The organism is candidate division KSB1 bacterium (assembly GCA_034506255.1).
In the GTDB taxonomy this organism is placed as follows: Bacteria; Zhuqueibacterota; Zhuqueibacteria; order Zhuqueibacterales; family Zhuqueibacteraceae; genus Coneutiohabitans; species Coneutiohabitans thermophilus.
Genome location: JAPDPX010000007.1, coordinates 103667 through 122688, shown reverse-complemented (window position 1 = coordinate 122688; position 19022 = coordinate 103667). Strand labels below are relative to the sequence as shown.

The 19022-nt window shown below is 59.7% G+C and carries 15 protein-coding genes; 7 read left to right on the top strand and 8 right to left on the bottom strand.

Going from position 1 to position 19022, the window contains the following annotated elements; all coding sequences use genetic code 11:
• Window positions 1–75: 75 nt before the first annotated feature.
• Entirely contained in the window at window positions 76–2208 is a 2133-nt protein-coding gene (locus ONB52_15440) for a TonB-dependent receptor (GenBank protein ID MDZ7417530.1), read from the bottom strand.
• A 389-nt stretch (window positions 2209–2597) separates the two neighbouring features.
• Between ONB52_15440 and ONB52_15435 the strand changes: the two genes are divergently transcribed.
• The 4 genes from ONB52_15435 (at window position 2598) to ONB52_15420 (ending at window position 6191) form a co-directional block, all read left to right on the top strand.
• Complete coding sequence (locus tag ONB52_15435; GenBank protein ID MDZ7417529.1) at window positions 2598–3236, top strand: metal-dependent transcriptional regulator; 639 nt, start codon at window positions 2598–2600, stop codon at window positions 3234–3236.
• Window positions 3237–3293: 57 nt separating this feature from the next.
• The gene (locus tag ONB52_15430) at window positions 3294–3599 is read left to right on the top strand and encodes a ferrous iron transport protein A (protein MDZ7417528.1); all 306 of its coding nucleotides are present in this window, start codon (window positions 3294–3296) and stop codon (window positions 3597–3599) included.
• Window positions 3600–3706: 107 nt separating this feature from the next.
• The gene (feoB, locus tag ONB52_15425) at window positions 3707–5872 is read left to right on the top strand and encodes a ferrous iron transport protein B (GenBank protein ID MDZ7417527.1); all 2166 of its coding nucleotides are present in this window, start codon (window positions 3707–3709) and stop codon (window positions 5870–5872) included.
• Between the two features lies 1 nt (window position 5873).
• Window positions 5874–6191, top strand: a complete 318-nt coding sequence (locus ONB52_15420) for a hypothetical protein (protein MDZ7417526.1) — start codon at window positions 5874–5876, stop codon at window positions 6189–6191.
• Between the two features lie 180 nt (window positions 6192–6371).
• Here the strand turns inward: ONB52_15420 and aat are convergent, their stop codons facing one another.
• Window positions 6372–6941, bottom strand: a complete 570-nt coding sequence (aat, locus tag ONB52_15415; GenBank protein MDZ7417525.1) for a leucyl/phenylalanyl-tRNA--protein transferase — start codon at window positions 6939–6941, stop codon at window positions 6372–6374.
• Window positions 6942–7083: 142 nt separating this feature from the next.
• Between aat and ONB52_15410 the strand changes: the two genes are divergently transcribed.
• Window positions 7084–7536 (top strand): hypothetical protein, encoded by a 453-nt coding sequence (locus ONB52_15410; protein MDZ7417524.1) that lies wholly within the window; start codon window positions 7084–7086, stop codon window positions 7534–7536.
• A gap of 638 nt (window positions 7537–8174) precedes the next feature.
• On the opposite strand, the gene selD is transcribed toward ONB52_15410, so the two are convergent.
• The 5 genes from selD to ONB52_15385 form a co-directional block, all read right to left on the bottom strand.
• On the bottom strand, window positions 8175–9149 hold the full coding sequence (gene selD, locus ONB52_15405; GenBank protein MDZ7417523.1) for a selenide, water dikinase SelD: 975 nt from the start codon (window positions 9147–9149) through the stop codon (window positions 8175–8177).
• Between the two features lie 70 nt (window positions 9150–9219).
• A complete protein-coding gene (locus ONB52_15400; GenBank protein MDZ7417522.1) occupies window positions 9220–9516 on the bottom strand; it encodes a hypothetical protein in 297 nt (98 codons plus the stop codon).
• A gap of 32 nt (window positions 9517–9548) precedes the next feature.
• The gene (locus ONB52_15395; protein MDZ7417521.1) at window positions 9549–10352 is read right to left on the bottom strand and encodes a DUF1295 domain-containing protein; all 804 of its coding nucleotides are present in this window, start codon (window positions 10350–10352) and stop codon (window positions 9549–9551) included.
• A 599-nt stretch (window positions 10353–10951) separates the two neighbouring features.
• Window positions 10952–13459: a dehydrogenase E1 component subunit alpha/beta gene (locus tag ONB52_15390; GenBank protein MDZ7417520.1), complete on the bottom strand. Its 2508-nt coding sequence runs from the start codon at window positions 13457–13459 to the stop codon at window positions 10952–10954.
• 313 nt (window positions 13460–13772) lie between these two features.
• Entirely contained in the window at window positions 13773–14696 is a 924-nt protein-coding gene (locus tag ONB52_15385; GenBank protein MDZ7417519.1) for a DUF2090 domain-containing protein, read from the bottom strand.
• A 459-nt stretch (window positions 14697–15155) separates the two neighbouring features.
• On the opposite strand from ONB52_15385, the gene ONB52_15380 reads away from it, so the two are divergent.
• Window positions 15156–16061 (top strand): S-adenosyl-l-methionine hydroxide adenosyltransferase family protein, encoded by a 906-nt coding sequence (locus tag ONB52_15380; protein ID MDZ7417518.1) that lies wholly within the window; start codon window positions 15156–15158, stop codon window positions 16059–16061.
• On the top strand, window positions 16058–17974 hold the full coding sequence (locus ONB52_15375; protein ID MDZ7417517.1) for an ABC transporter ATP-binding protein/permease: 1917 nt from the start codon (window positions 16058–16060) through the stop codon (window positions 17972–17974). The genes ONB52_15380 and ONB52_15375 overlap by 4 nt, the downstream gene beginning before the upstream one ends.
• Window positions 17975–18007: 33 nt before the next feature.
• Here the strand turns inward: ONB52_15375 and ONB52_15370 are convergent, their stop codons facing one another.
• On the bottom strand, window positions 18008–19021 hold the full coding sequence (locus tag ONB52_15370; GenBank protein MDZ7417516.1) for an isocitrate/isopropylmalate family dehydrogenase: 1014 nt from the start codon (window positions 19019–19021) through the stop codon (window positions 18008–18010).
• Between the last annotated feature and the right edge of the window lies 1 nt (window position 19022).

Sequence of the window (19022 nt, the reverse complement as noted above, 5' to 3'; positions counted from 1 at the left end):
TCGGAATTTTGCCATCGGTGATCGATTGGCCAATATACATTCGAGGCGGGCGGAAAGCAAATGCGAAAACCCATTTCAGAATGTGTATCTGCTGCCCACTTGCAGCAGCCGCGGCATGCCCACTTGAATCCCACGGGTACGATCGACGATGTAGGTCTTGTCGGCCAGGTTCTTGACCGTGGCGAAGAATGTCAGATGCGCCGCCCACAGGTGAACGTTGAGAGCCGCATTGAAGATGGTGTAGGCCTCGATCTTGCCGCGTTGCCCGTCGTCGGTGGGGGTCACGGTGTTGGCGAAATCGGCAAATTGCTCACCCACATGCACGGTCTCCACCTGCACCTCCCAGCCCCGCCGCGAGTAGCCGGCGGCCAGCGTGAGCAAGTGTTCCGGCGCATAGGGTTGGCGTTTGCCGGCGGCACTGCCCGCGACAATCGCTCTGTTCACCACTTGCGTGAACGGGGTGGTCTGCTCGGCTTGTGGCAGCCACGTGTATGCGCCGTCGCAGAAGAGACCGTTGGAGAAGGCCTGGCGCCCGGACAACTCGATGCCTTGAAACAAGGCTTTGCCCTGGGAAAGCGGCGTGCCGCCACCGGCAATCGAACCGACGGCAATCAGTCGCCTGAAAGCATTGCGAAACAGCGTAACCTGCAGCAAACTGGCGGAGGCGGATTGCACGCGCGCCCCCAGCTCCCAGTTGGTTGATTCCTCTGCTTCGACTTCCGTGGAGGTGCCGCTGCCGTCGATGACGTCTTCGGTGCGCGGCGGTGCGAAACCGCGGTGCACGCCGGTGAAGAGGGTGACCATGCCCGCGGGATTCCAGGTGATGCCCAGGCTCGGAATCCATTTCCCCAATTTATCTGAACCGGTATTGCCGCCGGGCAGGCGGTTGGTGCGCGACGAGTTGATTTGTTCATGGCGCAGGCCGGGCGTCACCGACCAGGCGCCGAAGAGAAAACGGTTGGCAAGGAAGGCAGAGAAGGCGGCTGTTTCGCGCAGATTGTTTTCTGCCAGCACGCCCGTGCGGGCCGTGGGCGAAGAGCCATTGATTTGCTTGCGGTCTTGCTTCTCGAAATGCGCCTTGACACCGGCGTGCAGCTCACCGGCGACACCAAAAGCCGCATGTATGAGCCTCACACGCGGTTCGATCCCCCAGGTTGTATACACGCGCAGACGGCCTTGCACCGAGTTGAGGGCATTGACATTGACCGGCCGGCCGGCGAGGCGATCATCGCGGAAGGCCGTGCCCGCCGCGCCGCCTTGCGTATCGGTTGTCGAACTGGATTGCCGCCACCAATCGCGTTTGAAATTGGCATAGTAAAAATTGGTGGTCAATGCAGCATTCGCGCTGCATTGCAGATTGTGAGTCGAAGAAACGCCGTGGCGTTGCGCCTCGAAGCGGTCGTTTTTGAAGGGATTGTAGCGCGGCCCGAAATTGCGAAACTCTGCCTCGGTGATGCCGCTGTAGCTGACGGTGGAATTCTCGGTAAAGAGATTGGCGCGCAGTGTGAATGCCTGGCTGGCGCCCAGCGGCACCACGGCTTTGAAGCTCAAATCATTCAAATTCGAGTTGATGTTGTCGCGCGCCCCCTCGCCCTGCTTGCGGGTGAAATCCAGCACCGTACGATGGCCGCCCAAGCGCAGTTTGCCGTCAAAGAAACCCCTGCTGCCGCCGGCGATTGCAGCGAAGCCACCGAACCTGTTTAGAGGCGCCGGTGTGATGTAGTTGATGATGCCACCAATGGTCTGCGGGCCAAAGAGAATCTGCTCTGCGCCCTTCAGCAATTCGATGCGCTCAAAGCGGTCGATGGGTGGATGATAATAGCTGGCATTGTCACCATATGGTGCATAAGCCAGCGGCACGCCGTCTTCGAGCAGGGTGATCTTGGTCGAGCGCGTGGGATTCAAGCCGCGTATCCCGAGGTTGGGCCGCAAGCCAAAACCCTCCTCATCGCGCGCATTCACCCCCGGCAGTTTGCGCACCGCTTCATTGACGGTGAAGGGACGGCTGATTTCCAGCGCGCGCAGGCCCAGTACATTCGCACTGCCCGGAAGCGACGCCAGATTTTCCGGCTTGCCCACGACCACGACCTCGGGCATCTTGTAAGAAGTGTCTGCGAAAGTGGCGGGCGTCTGTTGCCGGGCTGAAAGTGCACCAGTACCAAGAACAAGCAGCAGTATGGGCGAAAGCATACGATGAGCGATGGACATGACATCTCCTCCTCAATAAGTGATGAGTGGCTCTTTTGTGCGGCTCCTTTGATGAAGTTCGTGCCGACACAACAGAGGGCAGAAGTATCAGCAACTTATGCAAGTGTCCTGGATAAACCTCACAACATCGTTTTCATGCGCGCCAGAAGGCAACGAACGATTTGCTCGCGCAGGAATTTGGTCATTGCAAAGCTTTGCTGACGCCGTCTGGTGGAAGTGTGAAGCGATATATCGAGCCGGAGTTAATGGTGATTTTAACTTAAAAAAATCAATAGAGTATTTCTAGTGTATATAAAAAGGTCATTTGATTTATATTTAAATCAAATAGCTGCAATATAATCCATATGAATTCATATTGCAACAAAAATTTCTAATTAGAAAAAAAACTTGTGAAATTTTTATTCAATGCTTATTTTCAAACCAACGATTTATTAATAAAACACACACATGTATCGATAGAAGTGCCAGTCACTTTCAAAGCAGGAGAGATTGCATTGAATACAGCAGTATGGAAAGAGTTCGACCAGAATATCATCAGCCACAGTGGCGCGCATCACTTGATGGCAATCGACGGGCTGCTGCGCAAGCAGGGCTATGCGCGAGTCACGGACGTGGCGAAAGTACTCAACATCACGCGGGGCAGCGCTTCGATAACGCTCAAAGCGCTGAAAGAGAGAGGACTGGTTGAAGAGGATGAAAACAAGTTTCTCCATCTCTCCAAACTGGGTACTTCGCTGGCGCAACGGATCGAGTCCAAGCGCATCATCCTGCTCAAGTTTCTGCGGGATGTGCTGCATGTTTCGCCCGAGCAGGCCGAGATCGATGCCTGCAAGGTCGAACACTTGATCAGCACCGAGAGCGGCGAATTACTGCTCGCTTTTTTGAAGTTCCTCTTCTCGGGAGATGAGCGCGCCGACGCTTTTCTCAAAGCTTTTCAAAACTACAAGAATGCCTGCGGGGACATCAAGCAGTGTCCCGTGTGTGAGGTCGAATGCTTGTTCAGCGGGGAAACGGCCGACAGGAAATAAACCGTGCTCCCTTCAACCTTTGGCTGCTGCAAGTGATCTTCATTTCAGGAAAGGCATATGATTCCCGGAACAGCAATTGATGCCCGGCCTTTTGGTGAGCATGAAAGACCCGATGGCGCGGCGCAATGGCAGCCGCTGACTCACCTCAAACCGGGTGAAGAAGGTGTGATCGCCGGCTACCGTGAAGACGTGGGTGAAGACTCCCGGTTGGCTGATCTGGGCTTGATCTCTGGCGCCGGCGTGCGCATGGTGAAATGTGCCCCGTTGGGCGACCCGTTGCAGCTTTCGGTGCGCGGTTTTCACCTGACCATCAGCAAGCGCATGGCGCAGGGCATCTGGGTGAAACGGCAGTCCGGCAAGTAAGGCGGTTTTCTGGGAAATGTGACGGGCGGAAGTGACTTGTCAGAGACGCGGGGAGTTCCATTTCAAGCTTCATGGGCAGGGGCGGATAAAAGACAGGTGAGGGAGAGATGTCCACGATCAGTACTGTGCAACACGCAGAGAAAAATGCCACCCTGGTCCACCGCGCGCGGGTGTTGTTGGTGGGGAATCCCAATTCCGGCAAAACCACATTATTCAATGCCCTCACCGGTTTGCGGCAAAAAGTCGCGAATTATCCCGGCGTCACTGTCGAGAAAAAAGTCGGGGTGCTGGCGGGACCCGGGGGTGGCAAAGTGGAATTACATGACCTGCCCGGTTTGTACAGCCTGAATCCACGCTCACTGGACGAGCGCATCGCGGTGGCGGAAATCACGGCCCGGCCCTCACCGCCGGATTTGATTGTGGTGGTGGCCGACGCCACCAATCTCGAACGCAATCTGTATCTCGCCGTCCAAATTCTTGATCTTGGTTTGCCAACGCTGCTGGTGCTGAATATGATCGACGAGGCTGAGCGCCATGCCATTCACATCGACGTGGCCGGTCTCGCAGACAAACTGGGTGTGCCGGTGCTGGCGGCTTCGGCCAAGAAAGGCACGGGCGTGGCAGCCATTCGGCGCGCGATTTTTGCCGCTGTGCAGCCGGGGGCAGGAGTCACCCCGGGCTCCTGGCAAGTCCCCCGGCACCTGGCTCAGGTGTGCAAGCCGGTGGTCGGCTGGTTTCAGGCCAACGGATCGATGAATGAACGCCGGGCGTTGGCTGAAGCCTTGCGTGTGATTTCTGACGAAGACGGTTTGCAACGCTGGGCCGGCCATCCCTATGTTTCCGAATTGCGCCTTCTGGTGGACGCCAGCCGCGAAACCCTGGCGCATCAACACATTCCCTGGCGCCAAACCGAGGCTGCCGCGCGTTATGACTGGATTGATCAACTTCTCGCTGCGAATGTTCGCCATGGCAGCGTGAGCCGGCTGGCACGCAGTGAAAAAATCGACCAGGTGCTGACCCACCGGGTGTTCGGTCCACTCATCCTGATTGCGGTTCTGCTGCTGATGTTTCAAGCCATCTTCACCTGGGCGGAAATCCCGATGGGCCTGATCGAAGATTTTTTTGCGTGGCTGCAACAGCGTGTAACCGCGGCCCTGCCCCCGGGGGTGCTGGCGGATTTGCTGGTCAATGGCGCGATTGCCGGGGTGGGGGCGGTGGTCGTTTTCCTGCCTCAGATTTTGCTGCTGGTGTTCTTTCTCGCACTGCTGGAGGAATCCGGCTACCTGGCGCGTGCCGCCTTCATGCTCGACCGTTTCATGGCGAGAATCGGTTTGCAGGGCCACTCGGTGATTCCCCTGCTCAGCGCCTTTGCGTGCGCCATTCCCGGCATCATGGCGGCGCGCACGATCAAAAACCCGCAGGATCGCCTGATCACGATTCTGGTCGCGCCGCTCATGAGCTGCAGCGCGCGGCTGCCGGTTTACACCCTCATGATCGCCGCCTTCATCCCCAACCTGCCGCTGCTCGGTTTTCTCTCCTTGCAGGGTGTGACATTGTTCGCTTTGTATCTGCTCGGCATCGTTACGGCCATCACGGCCGCCTATCTGCTCAAGCGTTTTCTCATCAAAGGTCAGGTGCAGGCTTTCGTGATGGAGTTGCCAGCTTATCGCATGCCCTCGCCACGCACGGTGCTGTGGCAGATGTATGAGCGTGCCAGGGTTTTCGTCATGAATGCCGGCCGGGTTATCCTGGCGATTTCGATCGTGTTGTGGTTTCTGGCGAGCTACCCCAAAAGTGCGGCACCGGCGGACGAGCTCCTGGTGTCGCAGCAAACCACTGCCGGCACGGAAATCCTCAACACCTATGCCGGCCGCCTGGGAAAGTTCATCGAGCCGGCGATCGCGCCACTGGGCTTCGATTGGAAAATCGGCATTGGGCTGATCACTTCCTTTGCAGCACGCGAAGTCATGGTGAGCACGCTGGCCACCATCTACAATGTGCAGGAAGCCGACGAACGGTCGGTTGATCTGCGCCGCGCCCTGCAGGCCGACCGTAATCCCGCAACCGGTGCGCCGGTTTACACGCCGCTGGTCGCGCTCTCCCTGATGGTTTTCTTCGTGCTCGCCTGTCAGTGCATGTCCACTGTTGCCATCGTGCGCCGTGAAACCGGCACCTGGCGCTGGCCACTGTTCATGATCACCTACATGACGGTGCTGGCTTACCTGGGCGCGCTGGCCGTTTTTCAAGGCGGAAAATTGATCGGGTTGGAATGAGATGAATTGGCAGGAAATCATTGTTTTCGGCATTGTGTTGCTCGCCGGCGTGGCGATGATACGCACCTTTCTGCAGCAATTTAGCGCCGCCAGCCCCGCCGGGGAAACCACGCCGGCCTGCACCAAATGCCCCGGCTGTGCGCTCGGGCATGCCGGCCGCTCGTCCTGGTCGCTGTCTGCGCCCCGTCCCATGCGCCTGATGCTGCAACGGCCTGAGCTGGAGCCCACCAGAAAACCGCCGTTGGGATCGTCCCAAAACCTGGCCACCGCAGCGACGCAATCGGGACAGCCGAAGCCCGAGACCACGCGGCTGCCTTGAGTTTGTCAAAGTCACGGCTGGCCGTTGCAGCGCGCGTGACGGTGAACTGTTGCGATTCATCAAAAGACCGGGTTGAGAAGAGGGATGGGAGTGGGCCGGGTGCTGGTGCCACTTCCAGAAGTGCCAAGCTCGCCTGCTTTGCGCCAGCCTGGTACGGCAGCAGGCGCGGGAGATTGCCGGCTAACGAAAGGAGATTTTCTTGCGCAGTGCCACCTGCAACCGGCTGAGATACTCCTCGCGCGAGATTTCGATGGCACCGAAAAGGCGGAGGGTGGATGTCATCATCTGCGCGTCATGCAGCAGGTAGCCGCGGTTTTTCAAATGTTCGGCCAGGTAGGCCAGTGCCACCTTGGAGGCATTGGAGATGCGGAAGAACATCGATTCTCCGAAGAAAGCGCCACACAACGCCACGCCGTAAAGCCCGCCGACCAGGCGTCCATTCTGCCAGGCCTCAACGCTGTGCGCGTATCCCAACTGATGCAAATTGACGTAGGAGGCAATGATCTCCTCCGAAATCCAGGTTTCCCGCCGGGCGGCGCAGGCGCGAATCACCGCCTCGAAACAGCGATCCACCTGAATTTCGAATGCCCGGCGGTTGAGCACGCGGCGCAGATCACGCGGGATGCGATAGCCCTGCACTTCGAGAATGGCACGCGGATTCGCTTCGTACCAGTTGATCTCGCCGTCCTCGTCCGCCATCGGAAAAATGCCCTGGCTGTAGGCCTCGAGCAATGTATGCGCCGGAATCATGGAAGCTGTTCACTGCTGCGCTCACCACCTTCCCCCGCCTTGACTTTGCCGGCCAGTCTGGCTATCTTGGCGCACCGTTCGAGACAACTTGCTGTGACGGTACCGCCATCGCCGCTCAACTGCAGCACAATCGGAGGAAGAGATGACATCGCCCCTCTGGCTGAATTTGCTCAAAACCCTGCATTTGCTGTTTATCATTGCCGGCGCCGGCGGTGCACTCGGCCAGTATGTGCTGGTGCGCCGTTTCCGCCAGGCCCACACCACAGATGCCGAAGCCAGCGAGAAAATGGCACTGGTGCTCACCCGTTTTCTCGAAGTCTACGGTCTGCTGCTGGCCTTCGTCACCGGTCTGATTCTCGCCGTTCTTACCGGCGCCTTTGCCGCCGGCTATTTGCACTTAAAAATCGTGCTTGTGCTCATCGTGATCGCCCTGAGCCATCTCGAGCTGAGAAACCTCAAGCGCATGGCTGCCTTGCGCGCCCAAGGCCAGGGAGCCGAAGCCGCACAACTCAAGCAGCGGCATTTGTGGATCACCGCACTGGCTCTTACTCTGCTTGTTGTGATCATTCTGCTGGTGATCTTCAAGCCATTTTAAGTTTTGCGTGCCGTTCCCCCTTCCCCCAGTCACCCCGGCACAGCGCCGGCAAATCTAAGCGATTATGGCCTGCCTCGCAAGCACTTTGATGACCCACGCGCGGCCGGCTGATGGCCGGCCCTGCTCATGCACGTGATGCCGCCCGGCCGTATCCTTGCGAGACTCCGAACGAAAAGGCCACGGCATGAAAACGCCGTGGCTTTTTTGATTACACGCCGTTGCTGTTCCAACTGGGCGTGTCTTCAGGGCAGTGAAATGGGACTCTGGTGTCGGGAGCGATCACAAAAAAATCCTCCCACGAAAGCGAAATCTCACGAAAAAAACACTTCGTGGGAGGGCATTTTTTCGTGTGAGAGGTTTTCCAGAGTGTTGCTCTTTGCTTTCATAGGATGCCTCATTGAGGCCGGCCAGTGGGATGGGAAGGAATATTGGTGTCGGATTAAGTACAAAAATCCTTCCACGAAAGCGAAATCCCACGAAAAAATATTTCGCAGGAATTCATTTTCGGGGGGAGGAAAACGTGACGTCCTGGGCAAACGGGCGAATTCCGGGGCGCAAAGCTTCAGTCTGGCATTACAGTCCAAAAAATAACCCCCGGCGAATAACCGTGCACCGAAGCAGACATCCCCCGGTGTAATTCAGTCGATGATGAGAGCATGCTCACCGGCCGGGCCAACTTCGCCAATTTGACACGCATCCTCCTGGCCGAGACGGTCGAGAAACTCCTGCACACGCGCAGGCGGCAGCGCGATCAGCAGTCCTCCGGCCGTTTGCGGATCGAACAACACACTTACCAGCGCGGCCTCCAGGCTGGCAGCCAAGCGCGCGTGCGGTCCGGCGAATTCCGCATTGCTGCGGCCACCGCCGGTGAGACAGCCCTCGCGGGCAAATTGCAGGGCGCCCGGCAACAACGGTATCATGCTGGAGGAGAGATGAAAGCTAACCCGGCTGGCTCGCGCCATTTCATGGGCGTGCCCCAGCAATCCGAAGCCGGTCACATCGGTGGCGGCGTGCGCCCCCACCGCCACCATGGCCTCGCTGGCGCGCTGGTTGAGTTGTGTCATCACTTCCGTCAGGCGCCGGGTGCTGCTCTCATCCAGCCGGCCGGCTTTCAGCGCCGTACTCAAAATACCGGTGCCCAGGGGTTTGGTGAGCACCAGGGCATCGCCGGGCTGGGCCGTGTGCGAATGGATGATGCGCTGCGGATGAACCGTTCCGGTGACAGCCAGGCCGTATTTGATTTCGGGATCATCCACCGTGTGTCCGCCAATAACCGCCACGCCAGCCGCGGCTGCCTGCGCGATGCCGCCGTTTAAGATTGCGGCCAGCCAGTCGGGGTTGCCGTTTTTGGGGAAACAGGCAATGTTCAACGCGGTGAGCGGCGTGCCGCCCATGACGTAGACATCACTCAGGGAGTTGGTCGCGGCGATCCGGCCGAAATCATAGGGATCATCAACGATGGGCGTGAAGAAATCGACGGTCTGCACCAGCGCCAGATCTTCCCGCAACTGGTAGATGCCGGCATCGGCAGCGAGATCGAGGCCGGCCAAGACGTTGGGCATCGGCCGTTGCTGCACCTTGCTCAAGACCTGCCACAACAACGTTGGGCTCAGTTTGGAAGCTCAGCCGGCGCAGCGCACGGTGTGCGTGAGTTTGGTGATTTCTTCTTTGGTATGGGGCATTTCAGTTCAGGCAAAGTGTGCCAAACGCATCTTTGTCCCGTTGCAAAGCCTCTTTCAATTCCCGGCCGCAGCGTTCGCTGCAAATGACAAAGTAAAGATCATTGCCGTCCCGTTTGGCCTGTGAATCACTCGGCACCACGATCGCCGGCACGGTGCGGCGAATCAGGGCGAGGAACAGCGGGATGATTTTGCCCTCGCGGTCGCGCAGATCGATACCGGGCATCGCTTTCGCACCGCAGCCAAAAACCTCCTCATGGGGGTTGATCGGGCGGTCACACCAGGCGCAGCGATCGGGCATGGAGTCATGTGCGCGAGGTTTCTTTTGACGTTTCATAAACCAGGTCTCAGGTTCTTTTTGAGCCAGGGGACGAACATGCTGGTGGTGCGCTGATACTCGCGATAATCCTGCCCTCTGCTGCGCAGGGCCTGCGCCTCGGTCGCGGGAATACCGGTGACTTTGAAAATCGCCAGCAGCATGAGCAGCGGCGCGCTCAGGGCCAGCCACCCCAACGGCGAAGCCAGCGCGAACAGCGCATAAGCCATCCAGATCAATGATTCGAAAAAATAGTTGGGGTGGCGGGAGTAATGCCACCAGCCCGTGCGGCAGGTTTTGCCGCGATTCTCCGGATTGCTTTTGAAACGGTGCAATTGCCAGTCCGCGGTGGTTTCTCCGACAAAGGCGGCCAGCCACAGACCTGCGGCACTCCATTCCAGCGCAGTCAGGCGCGGCGCCGGGTTCAAACATGCCAGCAGAAACGGCAGCGACAATACCACGGCAAGCAAAGCTTGTGCTTGAAAGAAAACAAAAAATTTCAAGCCCACATGCCTTTGCCAGCGGCGCCGCAGCTCGCGATAACGGCCCTCTTCTTCGCGGCCAAGATAGCGTGTGAACAGGAGAAAGAAGGCCAGGCGCAATCCCCACGCCATCGCCATCGCCGTGATGAGCAGCCGCCGCGGCAGAAAACCCTGCGCACCGCGGCCATACAACAGCGCCAGCAGTGCCAATCCCAAAGCCCAGCCGAAGTCCACCAGGCCGGCATTCTTGATGCGGAGATGAATGAGCCAGAGCCCGGTCATCAGCAAGCTGACCAGCAGCCAGCCGCTGCTGGTCAGGGCGAGGCTTTGGGCGAGCATCGGTCTCTCCCGACGATTTTGCAGTTTTGCTGCCGGGCCATTCCGGCATGGATTTCGTCATCTGGAGCGCACTGCCTGACGCGGGCATCCGATCGCTTTCGTTTGCAGCCAGGTGTGCCGCCGCGGGTTGTTCACCAGTATGCCATCGCAAATCGGGTCAAACCGGAGGCCCGAATCCTGCCGCCTGAATGTCGCACGACGCGACCTAATAGTCAACTCATCTTTTTAATTCTGAATTGTGCCTCTTCCTTTTGCCACCTTTAACCTGCGAATAAATTCTCAGATTCAAAGCTGAAACCACCTGCAGGCGGCTGCCCACTAAGCGGTTGACGAGTCAGCCTTGGCCAACCCGCGCTTTGCGCCTGCGCTTTCAATCGCAGGCGGTGAGGGCAACATGACCCATGCATAAATCAGATGATCCCTTTGCCGGCACCGGATTGCTGCTGGCCTGACAATCGCTTGTCAGGCTTCATGACGCAGCCTGCGCCAGGGCATTTTCATGGTAATGGCCATGCCGCGCGCAGCACCCATCAAGATGAAAATGAGCTTTTGAGTAGTGTCTTCAGGCACCGCCCCTGAAGGGTCTACTGCGAAAGTATTTAGTAGCGTGCCAATTGCCGGGCCGCCTCCTCGATTTGTTTCTGGCTCACGAGAAATGCCTCCTCGAGCGGCGGGCTGTAGGGCACGGGCGTGTCAAGGCTGCCCAGCACGCACACCGGTGCATCGAGCGCGGCAAAGGCCTCTTCGGCAATGAGCGCGGCGAGCGACTGGCCAATGCCGCCGGTTTTGGAATCCTCGTGCACAATCAGCACGCGATTGGTGTGCCGCACGCATGCGAGAATGGCCTCCCGGTCGAGCGGTTGCAGCGAACGCAAATCCAGCACCTGGCAGGCAATGCCGTCGTTTTCGGCAAGTGCCTGTGCCGCGGCGAGGCAGCGATGCACATAAGCGCCGTAAGTGATCATGGTCAAATCATCGCCGGCGCGTTTGAGATGCGCGCTGCCGATCGCGATCAATTCTTCGGCATCGGCAGGGGGCAACTGCTGTTTGATCGCGGCCAGGCGATAGAGTGCAATGTGTTCGAGAAAGAGCACGGGATTGTCATCGCGAATGGCCGCTTTGAGCAGACCTTTGGCCTCGCGCGGGGTGGAGGGGCAAACGATCTTCAGGCCGGGTGTGCGGTAAAACCAGGGCTCGGTGTTTTGTGAATGATACGGCCCGGCGTTGCGCAACCCGCCCCACGGCAGGCGCACGGTCATGGGCACGGGCTGGCCCCAGCGATAGAAGATCTTGGCCGCGTTGTTCACGAGTTGATTGAATCCGCTCGCCACGAAATCATTGAACTGCATTTCCGCGACCGGCCGTTTGCCCGCCAGTGCCGCACCGGTGGCGCAGGCGATAATTGCCGCCTCTGCCAGCGGTGTGTTGATCATGCGATCGCCGAACTCCGCCAGCAGGGGTTTGAGAATGACGAAGGCATTGCCATAATTGCCGCCGACATCCTCCCCCAGCAGAAAAACCTCGGGATCGCGCCGCAGCTCTTCCTCCAGCGCTTCGACAATCGCCTGCCAGAAGGTTTTGCCGTTGGGATCGAACTGCACGCCGGCAGCTTCCGTTGGCCGCCAGGATTGTGTCATCCGAACCGGCTCGCGCTCGCCGGCCAGTGGCAGGCGGTGTTGCTGCCATTTGCCATCCGTCACCACGGGATGTCCGGCGAGACTGGCGGCCGGCCACGGCGCCGCAATCACCTGCTGCGCCGCCGCCTCGATTTCCGCTGCAATCGCCGCGATCATTTGCTGCAATTGCACGGCATCCAGCACGCCTTCCGCGAGCAGGCGTTGCTGATAAAGCTTGACGGGATCCCTGTGATACCAGAATTCATACTTCTGCGCATCCACATAGCCGCCGCTGATTTTAGCGGGCGGCACATACTCCAAAAACTGCTCGGGTTCCCTGCCGAAGTAAAGCATGTCGTCGTGATGCGCGTGGCCGCACATGCGCATGGTCACCAGCTCGACCAGCACCGGGCCTTCGCCGCGGCGGCAGCAGGCGGCGGCTTCGGTGACCGCGGCACACACCGCTTCCGGATCGGTGCCGTCGATCGTGAGGCCGCGCAGGCCATAACCAATCGCCTTTTGCGCGAAGTTGAACGCGGCACATTGTTCCCACACCGGCGTGGAAAGCGCGGTTTGATTGTTTTGCACGAGGAACACAATCGGCAGTTTCTGCACGGCGGCGAAGTTGATGACCTCATGCCATTCACCCGCGGAAGTGCCGCCCTCGCCGATGCAGGTGACGACGATGCGTCCGCTGCCGCGCAGGGCAAAGCCGAGGCCGCAGGCCGAACCGGAGCTGATGGTGATCGGCGCTGCAGGCGGGAGGATGCCGCAGGTGAAATCGCCAATGTGCAGGTCTTTGCCGTTGGTCGGCTTGCCGGTTTTGCCCATTTGTGCCGCCATCACGTCGTAGGGCTGCTGGCCCATGGCAAGCGCCAGGCCCAGGTCGCGAATCATCGGTGCGACATAATCGCCGAGGTAGCGGCCGCCCTGCTGGAATTGGGGTCCGCGCCGCAGCCGCAGCGCCGCAGCGTAAATCGCCTCCTGGCCCATCGAGCGAAAGCCCTTGCCTTGAAAGGGCAGACCGCCCGGCAGCTTCACTTCGCCGTTGGTGAAGAGTTTTTTCAACCGGGCATCGAGATGGCGCGTGCGCAGCATGCCGGCCAGGATTTCGAGCTTCTCGGTTTTGGTGAGGGATTGCCGCAGCGCTGCGCGTGCAAATGCCGCGCGCAGCTCCTGCAGCAGCCGCCCGCTGAAATATTCATGCAGCCGCTGGCAGCTCACCGTGGGATAGGCTTCCACATTGCCGGCTGTGGCGCCAAGCTGTACCAGCCGCCGGCGTACTTGCTCGAGATAGCGCTGCTCGCATTGCGTCACTTGCGCGGGTGACAAAGTCACGGGAAAATCGGCAATGCTGGTGCGCCAGCACGCCGCCAACTCGGCTTGCAACAATGGCGCCGCCTGGGCAACGGTGGCCGTCACTTCCTTTTCCAAAACGGACAGGGGCAGATTCGTCTCTGTGGCGCCTGGCGCACTCGACTCGAGAAGCATTGCTGCGCTTCCTTAAAACGAGTTGGGTTGATACCGGGTCAGAGGAGCAACGAGGCATGCGGCCAGCTTGAACCCTGGAAGTCAGCCGTTGCCGTGAGGTTGGAGACGCCGGCAGGAGGAACAGTCGTGCCCGGCTTTGGGGTGCAACGAATCAGGCAATATTCGGAGGCCGGTGCATTCCCTGTGTTTTCACAGCCATTTCTGTCACAGCAGGTACCACTACAATGTTTTGGTCGCGCGGCTTCGTGCAAAGGCGGAGAACCGTTCTTTGCCGCGTTTCGTCTCCGCCTTTGCGTGTGTTCTGCTGGTGGTGTCAGGCCTGCGCCCTGGTAAACAAATCAACCAGGCCTTTGTAGTTGTTGGCCACCATGTTGACCGCGTCTTCCCGGCCGTGTTTGTTGTTCTTCAGGCCTTCCAGCGCATCCCAGAACACGGTGCGGCCCACGGCAAAGCCGATCACCCCCTCGACCTTGGCCCCTTCGCGCAACCAGTGATTCACCTTTTCCGCATTTTCGCCACGGCCGAGCACAATCATGCCGACTTGTTTGCGGCCCTGGCTGCGCGCCTGCGCCACGATCGCCTTGTAATCATCCGCGTGCTCCAGGCCCTCGAGCTTCCACACGTCCGGCTCGATGCCGGCGGCCTGCAACTCCGCGATCGCCTTTTCCATCAAGCCGGGGCGCATCGCCGTGTCGAACTTTTTCTTGTCGCCGCCGAGTTTCTCCAATTGCGCTGCGGTGGCCGGCACCAGCAGCTCGAACATGAATTTCTTGTTGTGGCTGTGGCAGTAATCACTCAATCTCGCAAGGCGCTCAGCCTGGCGCCGGTTCATCGCGGCATCCTCTTCGACATTGTAGCGCACCAGCACCTTCACGAAAGTGGGATTGAACTGTTCAATGTGGGCGGCAAACTGCTCGCCGTATTCGAAGTCGAATTCATCCTGCCCGCTTTTCTCGGCCGGCATCGCGACCTTGATGCCCTTGCCGAGGGCATCGCGTGCACAGTCGGCACCGAATTGCTCGTCAACCAGAATGGCAGCCTTGTCCTTCGGCACGCCCATCGCCAGCGCCTTCAGGAAGCCCTCGTACACCACGGTTTTATAGGAGGCGATCATCCTGGTTTCATCCGCGGTCGGCTGGCGGCCCTTGATGCCGAACATTTTCGCCTGAAACGAGCCGCGGTGATCGAACGGCATGACAAACAACGTGTCGGGATAGCCCAAATGTGACAATGCCATGGCAGTCTCCTTGCGCTTGGTTCTGCAGTCAGGTGGTAGGGGGGTGAGCGGCAGCATGAGCTGCCGTCCGGTTGACCCTCACGCCGGACGGGTGCAGCAAAAATTGCGGCCGAACGCAATTGCAGACATTCGCTTTTGCCTCATTTTTTGCGTGGGCCAAAATAATCAGTTTTGCGGACTCTTGCAAGGCTGTTTTCGGCAGGACAGTGGCTGGCGTACTACCTCAGTTATGTGGGAGCAGGAGCACAGACATCTTGTCTTCATGCAGGGATGCCGGCGCTACTGCACACGTTACGAAAGGATTACCGGCCGGCTGAGAAAACGCTTGCGGTTTTGCCCCGGCGATCCTAGTTTAGCGACTGCCTGCCGAAAAATCATCGTGGCCGCGAAACTTGCAGCGCAGGCATCCTGTCTGCATGCATGAATGAAACTCTCGTGCCTGTGAGGGAGCCCTCTGGCATGATGCAACCGTGGTATGCGTTTTTTTTGAGTGCGGTGGTGCACGCCGTCTGCTGGGCGCAGCCCGCGCTGGTTTTCCAAAGTGATTTCGGTCTGCGTGATGGCGCCGTCGCCAGCATGAAGGGCGTGGCGTTCCGTGTGCACCCGAAGCTCGCCATGTTCGACCTGACCCACGAGATTCCCGCCTTCAACATTTGGGAAGCGGCGCTGCGTCTGCAGGAAACCGCGCCCCACTGGCCGGCCGGAACCGTGTTCGTCTCGGTGGTGGATCCCGGCGTGGGCACCGACCGCAAAGCGGTGGTGCTCAAGACCAGGACCGGGCACTACTTCGTCACGCCGGACAACGGCACGCTCACTTTTGTCGCGGAGAGCATGGGTATTGCCGCACTGCGCGAGATCGATGAGAATCGCCATCGCCTGCCCGGCTCACGCGACTCCCACACCTTTCACGGCCGGGATGTGTACGCCTTCACCGCGGCGCGGCTGGCGGCCGGCCTCATCTCTTTTGAACAAGTCGGACCCGCGCTCCCGCCGCACGTCGTCGTCATTCCCCACCAGAAAGCAGTCTTCGAGCAAGGCGCGTTGCTGGGCACCATTCCCATCCTGGACGTGCAGTACGGCAACCTCTGGACCAACATTGATCAGGCGACCTTTGCCAGGCTGGGGGTGCAGCCCGGCGAGCGTTGCCGTGTCGCCATCACCCACCAGGACCGGCCGGTTTTCGCGGGGGAGATGCCCTATGTTCGAACCTTCGGCGAGGTGCCGGTCGGCCAGCCGCTGCTTTATCTCAACAGCCAGCTGCAAGTGGCCCTGGCGATCAATCAGGACAGTTTTGCCGCGCGGCACAAAATCGGCTCCGGTCCGGACTGGCGCATACGCATTCAGAAAGCGCAGCCTGCCGAATGAAGAATATGCCGCGCGCGGTTCAACTGCTCAAACGCCCGCTGCGTTGGTTGTGGGAGGGCCTGCTGGCCTTTCGTCGCAAACTGCAGCCGCCACAACATCGCGATGAACCTCCCGTCCCCCTGCGGGAACGCTTCAAAGCGCTGGGCAATCTGCCCCAGCTTTTTTTGTTGATTTGGCAGACCAGCCCGCCGCTCACGCTCGCCAGCATGGTGCTGCGCGTGGTGCGCGCCGCCGTGCCACTGGCCACCCTCTATATCGGCAAGCTCATCATCGATGAAGTGGTGCATCTGACACAACTTCCCCCGCCGCGCGCGCTCGATTATTTGTGGAAGCTGGTCGCCATCGAATTCGGCATCATCTTCGTGTCGGACATTCTGAATCGGGCGCTGGCGCTGGTGGACAGCATGCTCGGCGATCTTTTCTCCAACCAAACCTCCGTGCGGTTGATGCGGCATGCCGCGGCGCTCGATCTGGATTATTTCGAAGACGCCTCCTTCTATGACAAGTTGGAGCGGGCACGCCGCCAGACCGCCGGCCGCATGGCGTTGATGTCACAGGTGCTCGAGCAGGCCCAGGACGTCATCACCATGATGTTTCTTTCAGTCGGCCTGGTGGCGTTCAATCCCTGGTTGATTCTGCTGTTGATGGTGACGCTGATTCCGGCGCTGCTGGGCGAATCGCATTTCAATGCGCGCAGTTATTCATTGATGTACAGTTGGACCCCCGAGCGCCGCCAGCTCGACTATCTGCGCTACACCGGTGCCAGCGATGAAACCGCCAAGGAGGTCAAAATTTTCGGTCTGGCGGATTTTCTCACCGAACGTTATCGCGAGCTGGCCGATCGCTATTACCGCGCCAACCGCGCGCTCGCGGTGCGCCGCGCGGGCTGGGGCACGCTGCTCGCCATGGTGGCGAGTGTGGGCTATTATGGTGCCTACATCTTCATCATCATGCGCACCGTGGGCGGCCAGCTCTCCCTGGGCGACATGACTTTTCTGGCGGGTTCGTTTGCGCGTCTGCGCGGCCTGCTGCAAAGTCTGATTCAACGTTTCTCCACTGTTGCCGAGGGCGCACTCTATCTGCGCGATTTGTTCGACTTTTTCGCGCTGCAACCGCGCATCGTTTCCCGGCCGAAGGCACGGCCCTTTCCACGCCCGATCCGGGAGGGCTTCACGTTCGAGAATGTCGGATTCAAATATCCCAACAGTGCGCGCTGGGCCAACCGTCATTTGTCCTTCACCTTGCGGGCGGGGGAGAAGCTGGCGCTGGTGGGGGAGAATGGCGCGGGCAAAACCACGCTCGCCAAGCTGCTGGCGCGTCTGTATGACCCCACGGAAGGCCGCATCCTGCTGGATGGCCATGATCTGCGCGACTATGATTTGGAAGACTTGCGGCGGGAAATCGGGGTGATCTTTCAGGATTTCGTGCATTACCATTTCACGGCGGCGGAAAATATTGCCGTCGGCCGCATCGAAGCTCGTGACGATCGCGCGCGCATCGCGCAGGCGGCGGCGCGCAGTCTGGCCAATACCGTCATCGCCAAGCTGCCGCAGGGTTACGAACAGATCGTCGGCCGGCGCTTCGATGGCGGGGTGGAACTCTCCGGCGGCGAATGGCAGAAAATGGCGCTGGCGCGCGCCTACATGCGCGAGGCGCAATTGCTCATTCTCGACGAGCCCACCGCCGCGCTCGACGCCCGCGCCGAGCATGAAGTCTTTCAGCGCTTCGCGGATTTGACCCGCGGCAAATCAGCGGTGCTGATCTCACACCGCTTCTCCACCGTGCGCATGGCGGACCGCATCCTCGTGCTCGACAACGGCGAACTGCTGGAGTTGGGCACGCACGAGGAACTGCTGCGCCAGAACGGCCGCTATGCCGAGTTGTTCCGGCTGCAAGCCGCCGGGTATCAATGACACAGCCGGCCGCGCTTTTCGTCCGCTGCCGTCTCACAGCGCGGCCACAATCGCCGCCGCCATTTCCGCCGTGCTCACCGGCGTCTGGCGGTTGAGATCGGGGGTGACGGCTTTGCCCTCCCGGATCACGCGGCGCACCGCCTGCTCGATGCGCCGTGCCGCCTGATATTCACCGAGATGATCCAGCATCATGACACCGGCCATGATCACCGCGGTGGGATTGGCGAGGTTTTTGCCGGCGAGATCGGGTGCGCTGCCATGCACCGCCTCGAAAATCGCTGCATCCCGCCCGATGTTCGCACCGGCGGTCAGACCCAGCCCGCCCACCAGGCCGGCGGCCAGATCCGAAAGAATATCGCCGAAAAGATTGGTGGTGACGATGACATCGAAGGCGGCGGGAGTCATCACCATTTGCATGGCACAGGCGTCGATGATCTTGTCATTGAACTCGAGGTCGGGATACATGTGCGCCAGGGCGCGGCCGATCTCCAGAAACATGCCGGTGGTGCATTTCAGGATGTTGGCTTTGTGCACCAGCGTCACGCGCCGGCGCTTGTGGTGGCGCGCATATTCGAAGGCATACCGCAAAATCTTCTCCGAGCCGCTGCGCGTGATCAGCGCCGTGCTCTCCGCCGCGATGTGGACGCCGTCCGCGGTGATGAAATGCTCGATGCCGGAATACAAACCCTCCGTGTTTTCGCGAATGATCACCAGGTCGACGTCGGGATGGATTGCCCGGGTGCCTGCGAATGACACCGCCGGCCGCACATTGGCATACAGCTTGAATTCCTGGCGCAGCGCCACATTGACGCTGCGATAGCCCCCACCCACCGGCGTGGTCAGGGGCCCTTTCAAGGCCACGCGTGTTTGCCGCAGGGAAGCCAGGGTGGACTCCGGGATCGGAGTGCCGCATTGCTCGACCGCCGCCATGCCGGCGAGCTGGCGATCCCATTCGATTTTCACACCCGCGGCTTCCAGCACCATGACCGCCGCCTCAATGATGGCCGGCCCAATACCGTCACCTGGAATCAAAGTCACCTTGTGCACC

What these genes read in the sequence shown, in the direction of transcription:
- ONB52_15440 (MDZ7417530.1), bottom strand. Translation starts at nt 2,208, where the DNA reads ATGTCCATCGCTCATCGTATGCTTTCGCCCATACTGCTGCTTGTTCTT.
- ONB52_15430 (MDZ7417528.1), top strand. Translation starts at nt 3,294, where the DNA reads ATGATTCCCGGAACAGCAATTGATGCCCGGCCTTTTGGTGAGCATGAA.
- feoB (MDZ7417527.1), top strand. Translation starts at nt 3,707, where the DNA reads ATGTCCACGATCAGTACTGTGCAACACGCAGAGAAAAATGCCACCCTG.
- ONB52_15420 (MDZ7417526.1), top strand. Translation starts at nt 5,874, where the DNA reads ATGAATTGGCAGGAAATCATTGTTTTCGGCATTGTGTTGCTCGCCGGC.
- aat (MDZ7417525.1), bottom strand. Translation starts at nt 6,941, where the DNA reads ATGATTCCGGCGCATACATTGCTCGAGGCCTACAGCCAGGGCATTTTT.
- ONB52_15410 (MDZ7417524.1), top strand. Translation starts at nt 7,084, where the DNA reads ATGACATCGCCCCTCTGGCTGAATTTGCTCAAAACCCTGCATTTGCTG.
- ONB52_15400 (MDZ7417522.1), bottom strand. Translation starts at nt 9,516, where the DNA reads ATGCCCGATCGCTGCGCCTGGTGTGACCGCCCGATCAACCCCCATGAG.
- ONB52_15395 (MDZ7417521.1), bottom strand. Translation starts at nt 10,352, where the DNA reads ATGCTCGCCCAAAGCCTCGCCCTGACCAGCAGCGGCTGGCTGCTGGTC.
- ONB52_15390 (MDZ7417520.1), bottom strand. Translation starts at nt 13,459, where the DNA reads ATGCTTCTCGAGTCGAGTGCGCCAGGCGCCACAGAGACGAATCTGCCC.
- ONB52_15385 (MDZ7417519.1), bottom strand. Translation starts at nt 14,696, where the DNA reads ATGGCATTGTCACATTTGGGCTATCCCGACACGTTGTTTGTCATGCCG.
- ONB52_15380 (MDZ7417518.1), top strand. Translation starts at nt 15,156, where the DNA reads ATGATGCAACCGTGGTATGCGTTTTTTTTGAGTGCGGTGGTGCACGCC.
- ONB52_15375 (MDZ7417517.1), top strand. Translation starts at nt 16,058, where the DNA reads ATGAAGAATATGCCGCGCGCGGTTCAACTGCTCAAACGCCCGCTGCGT.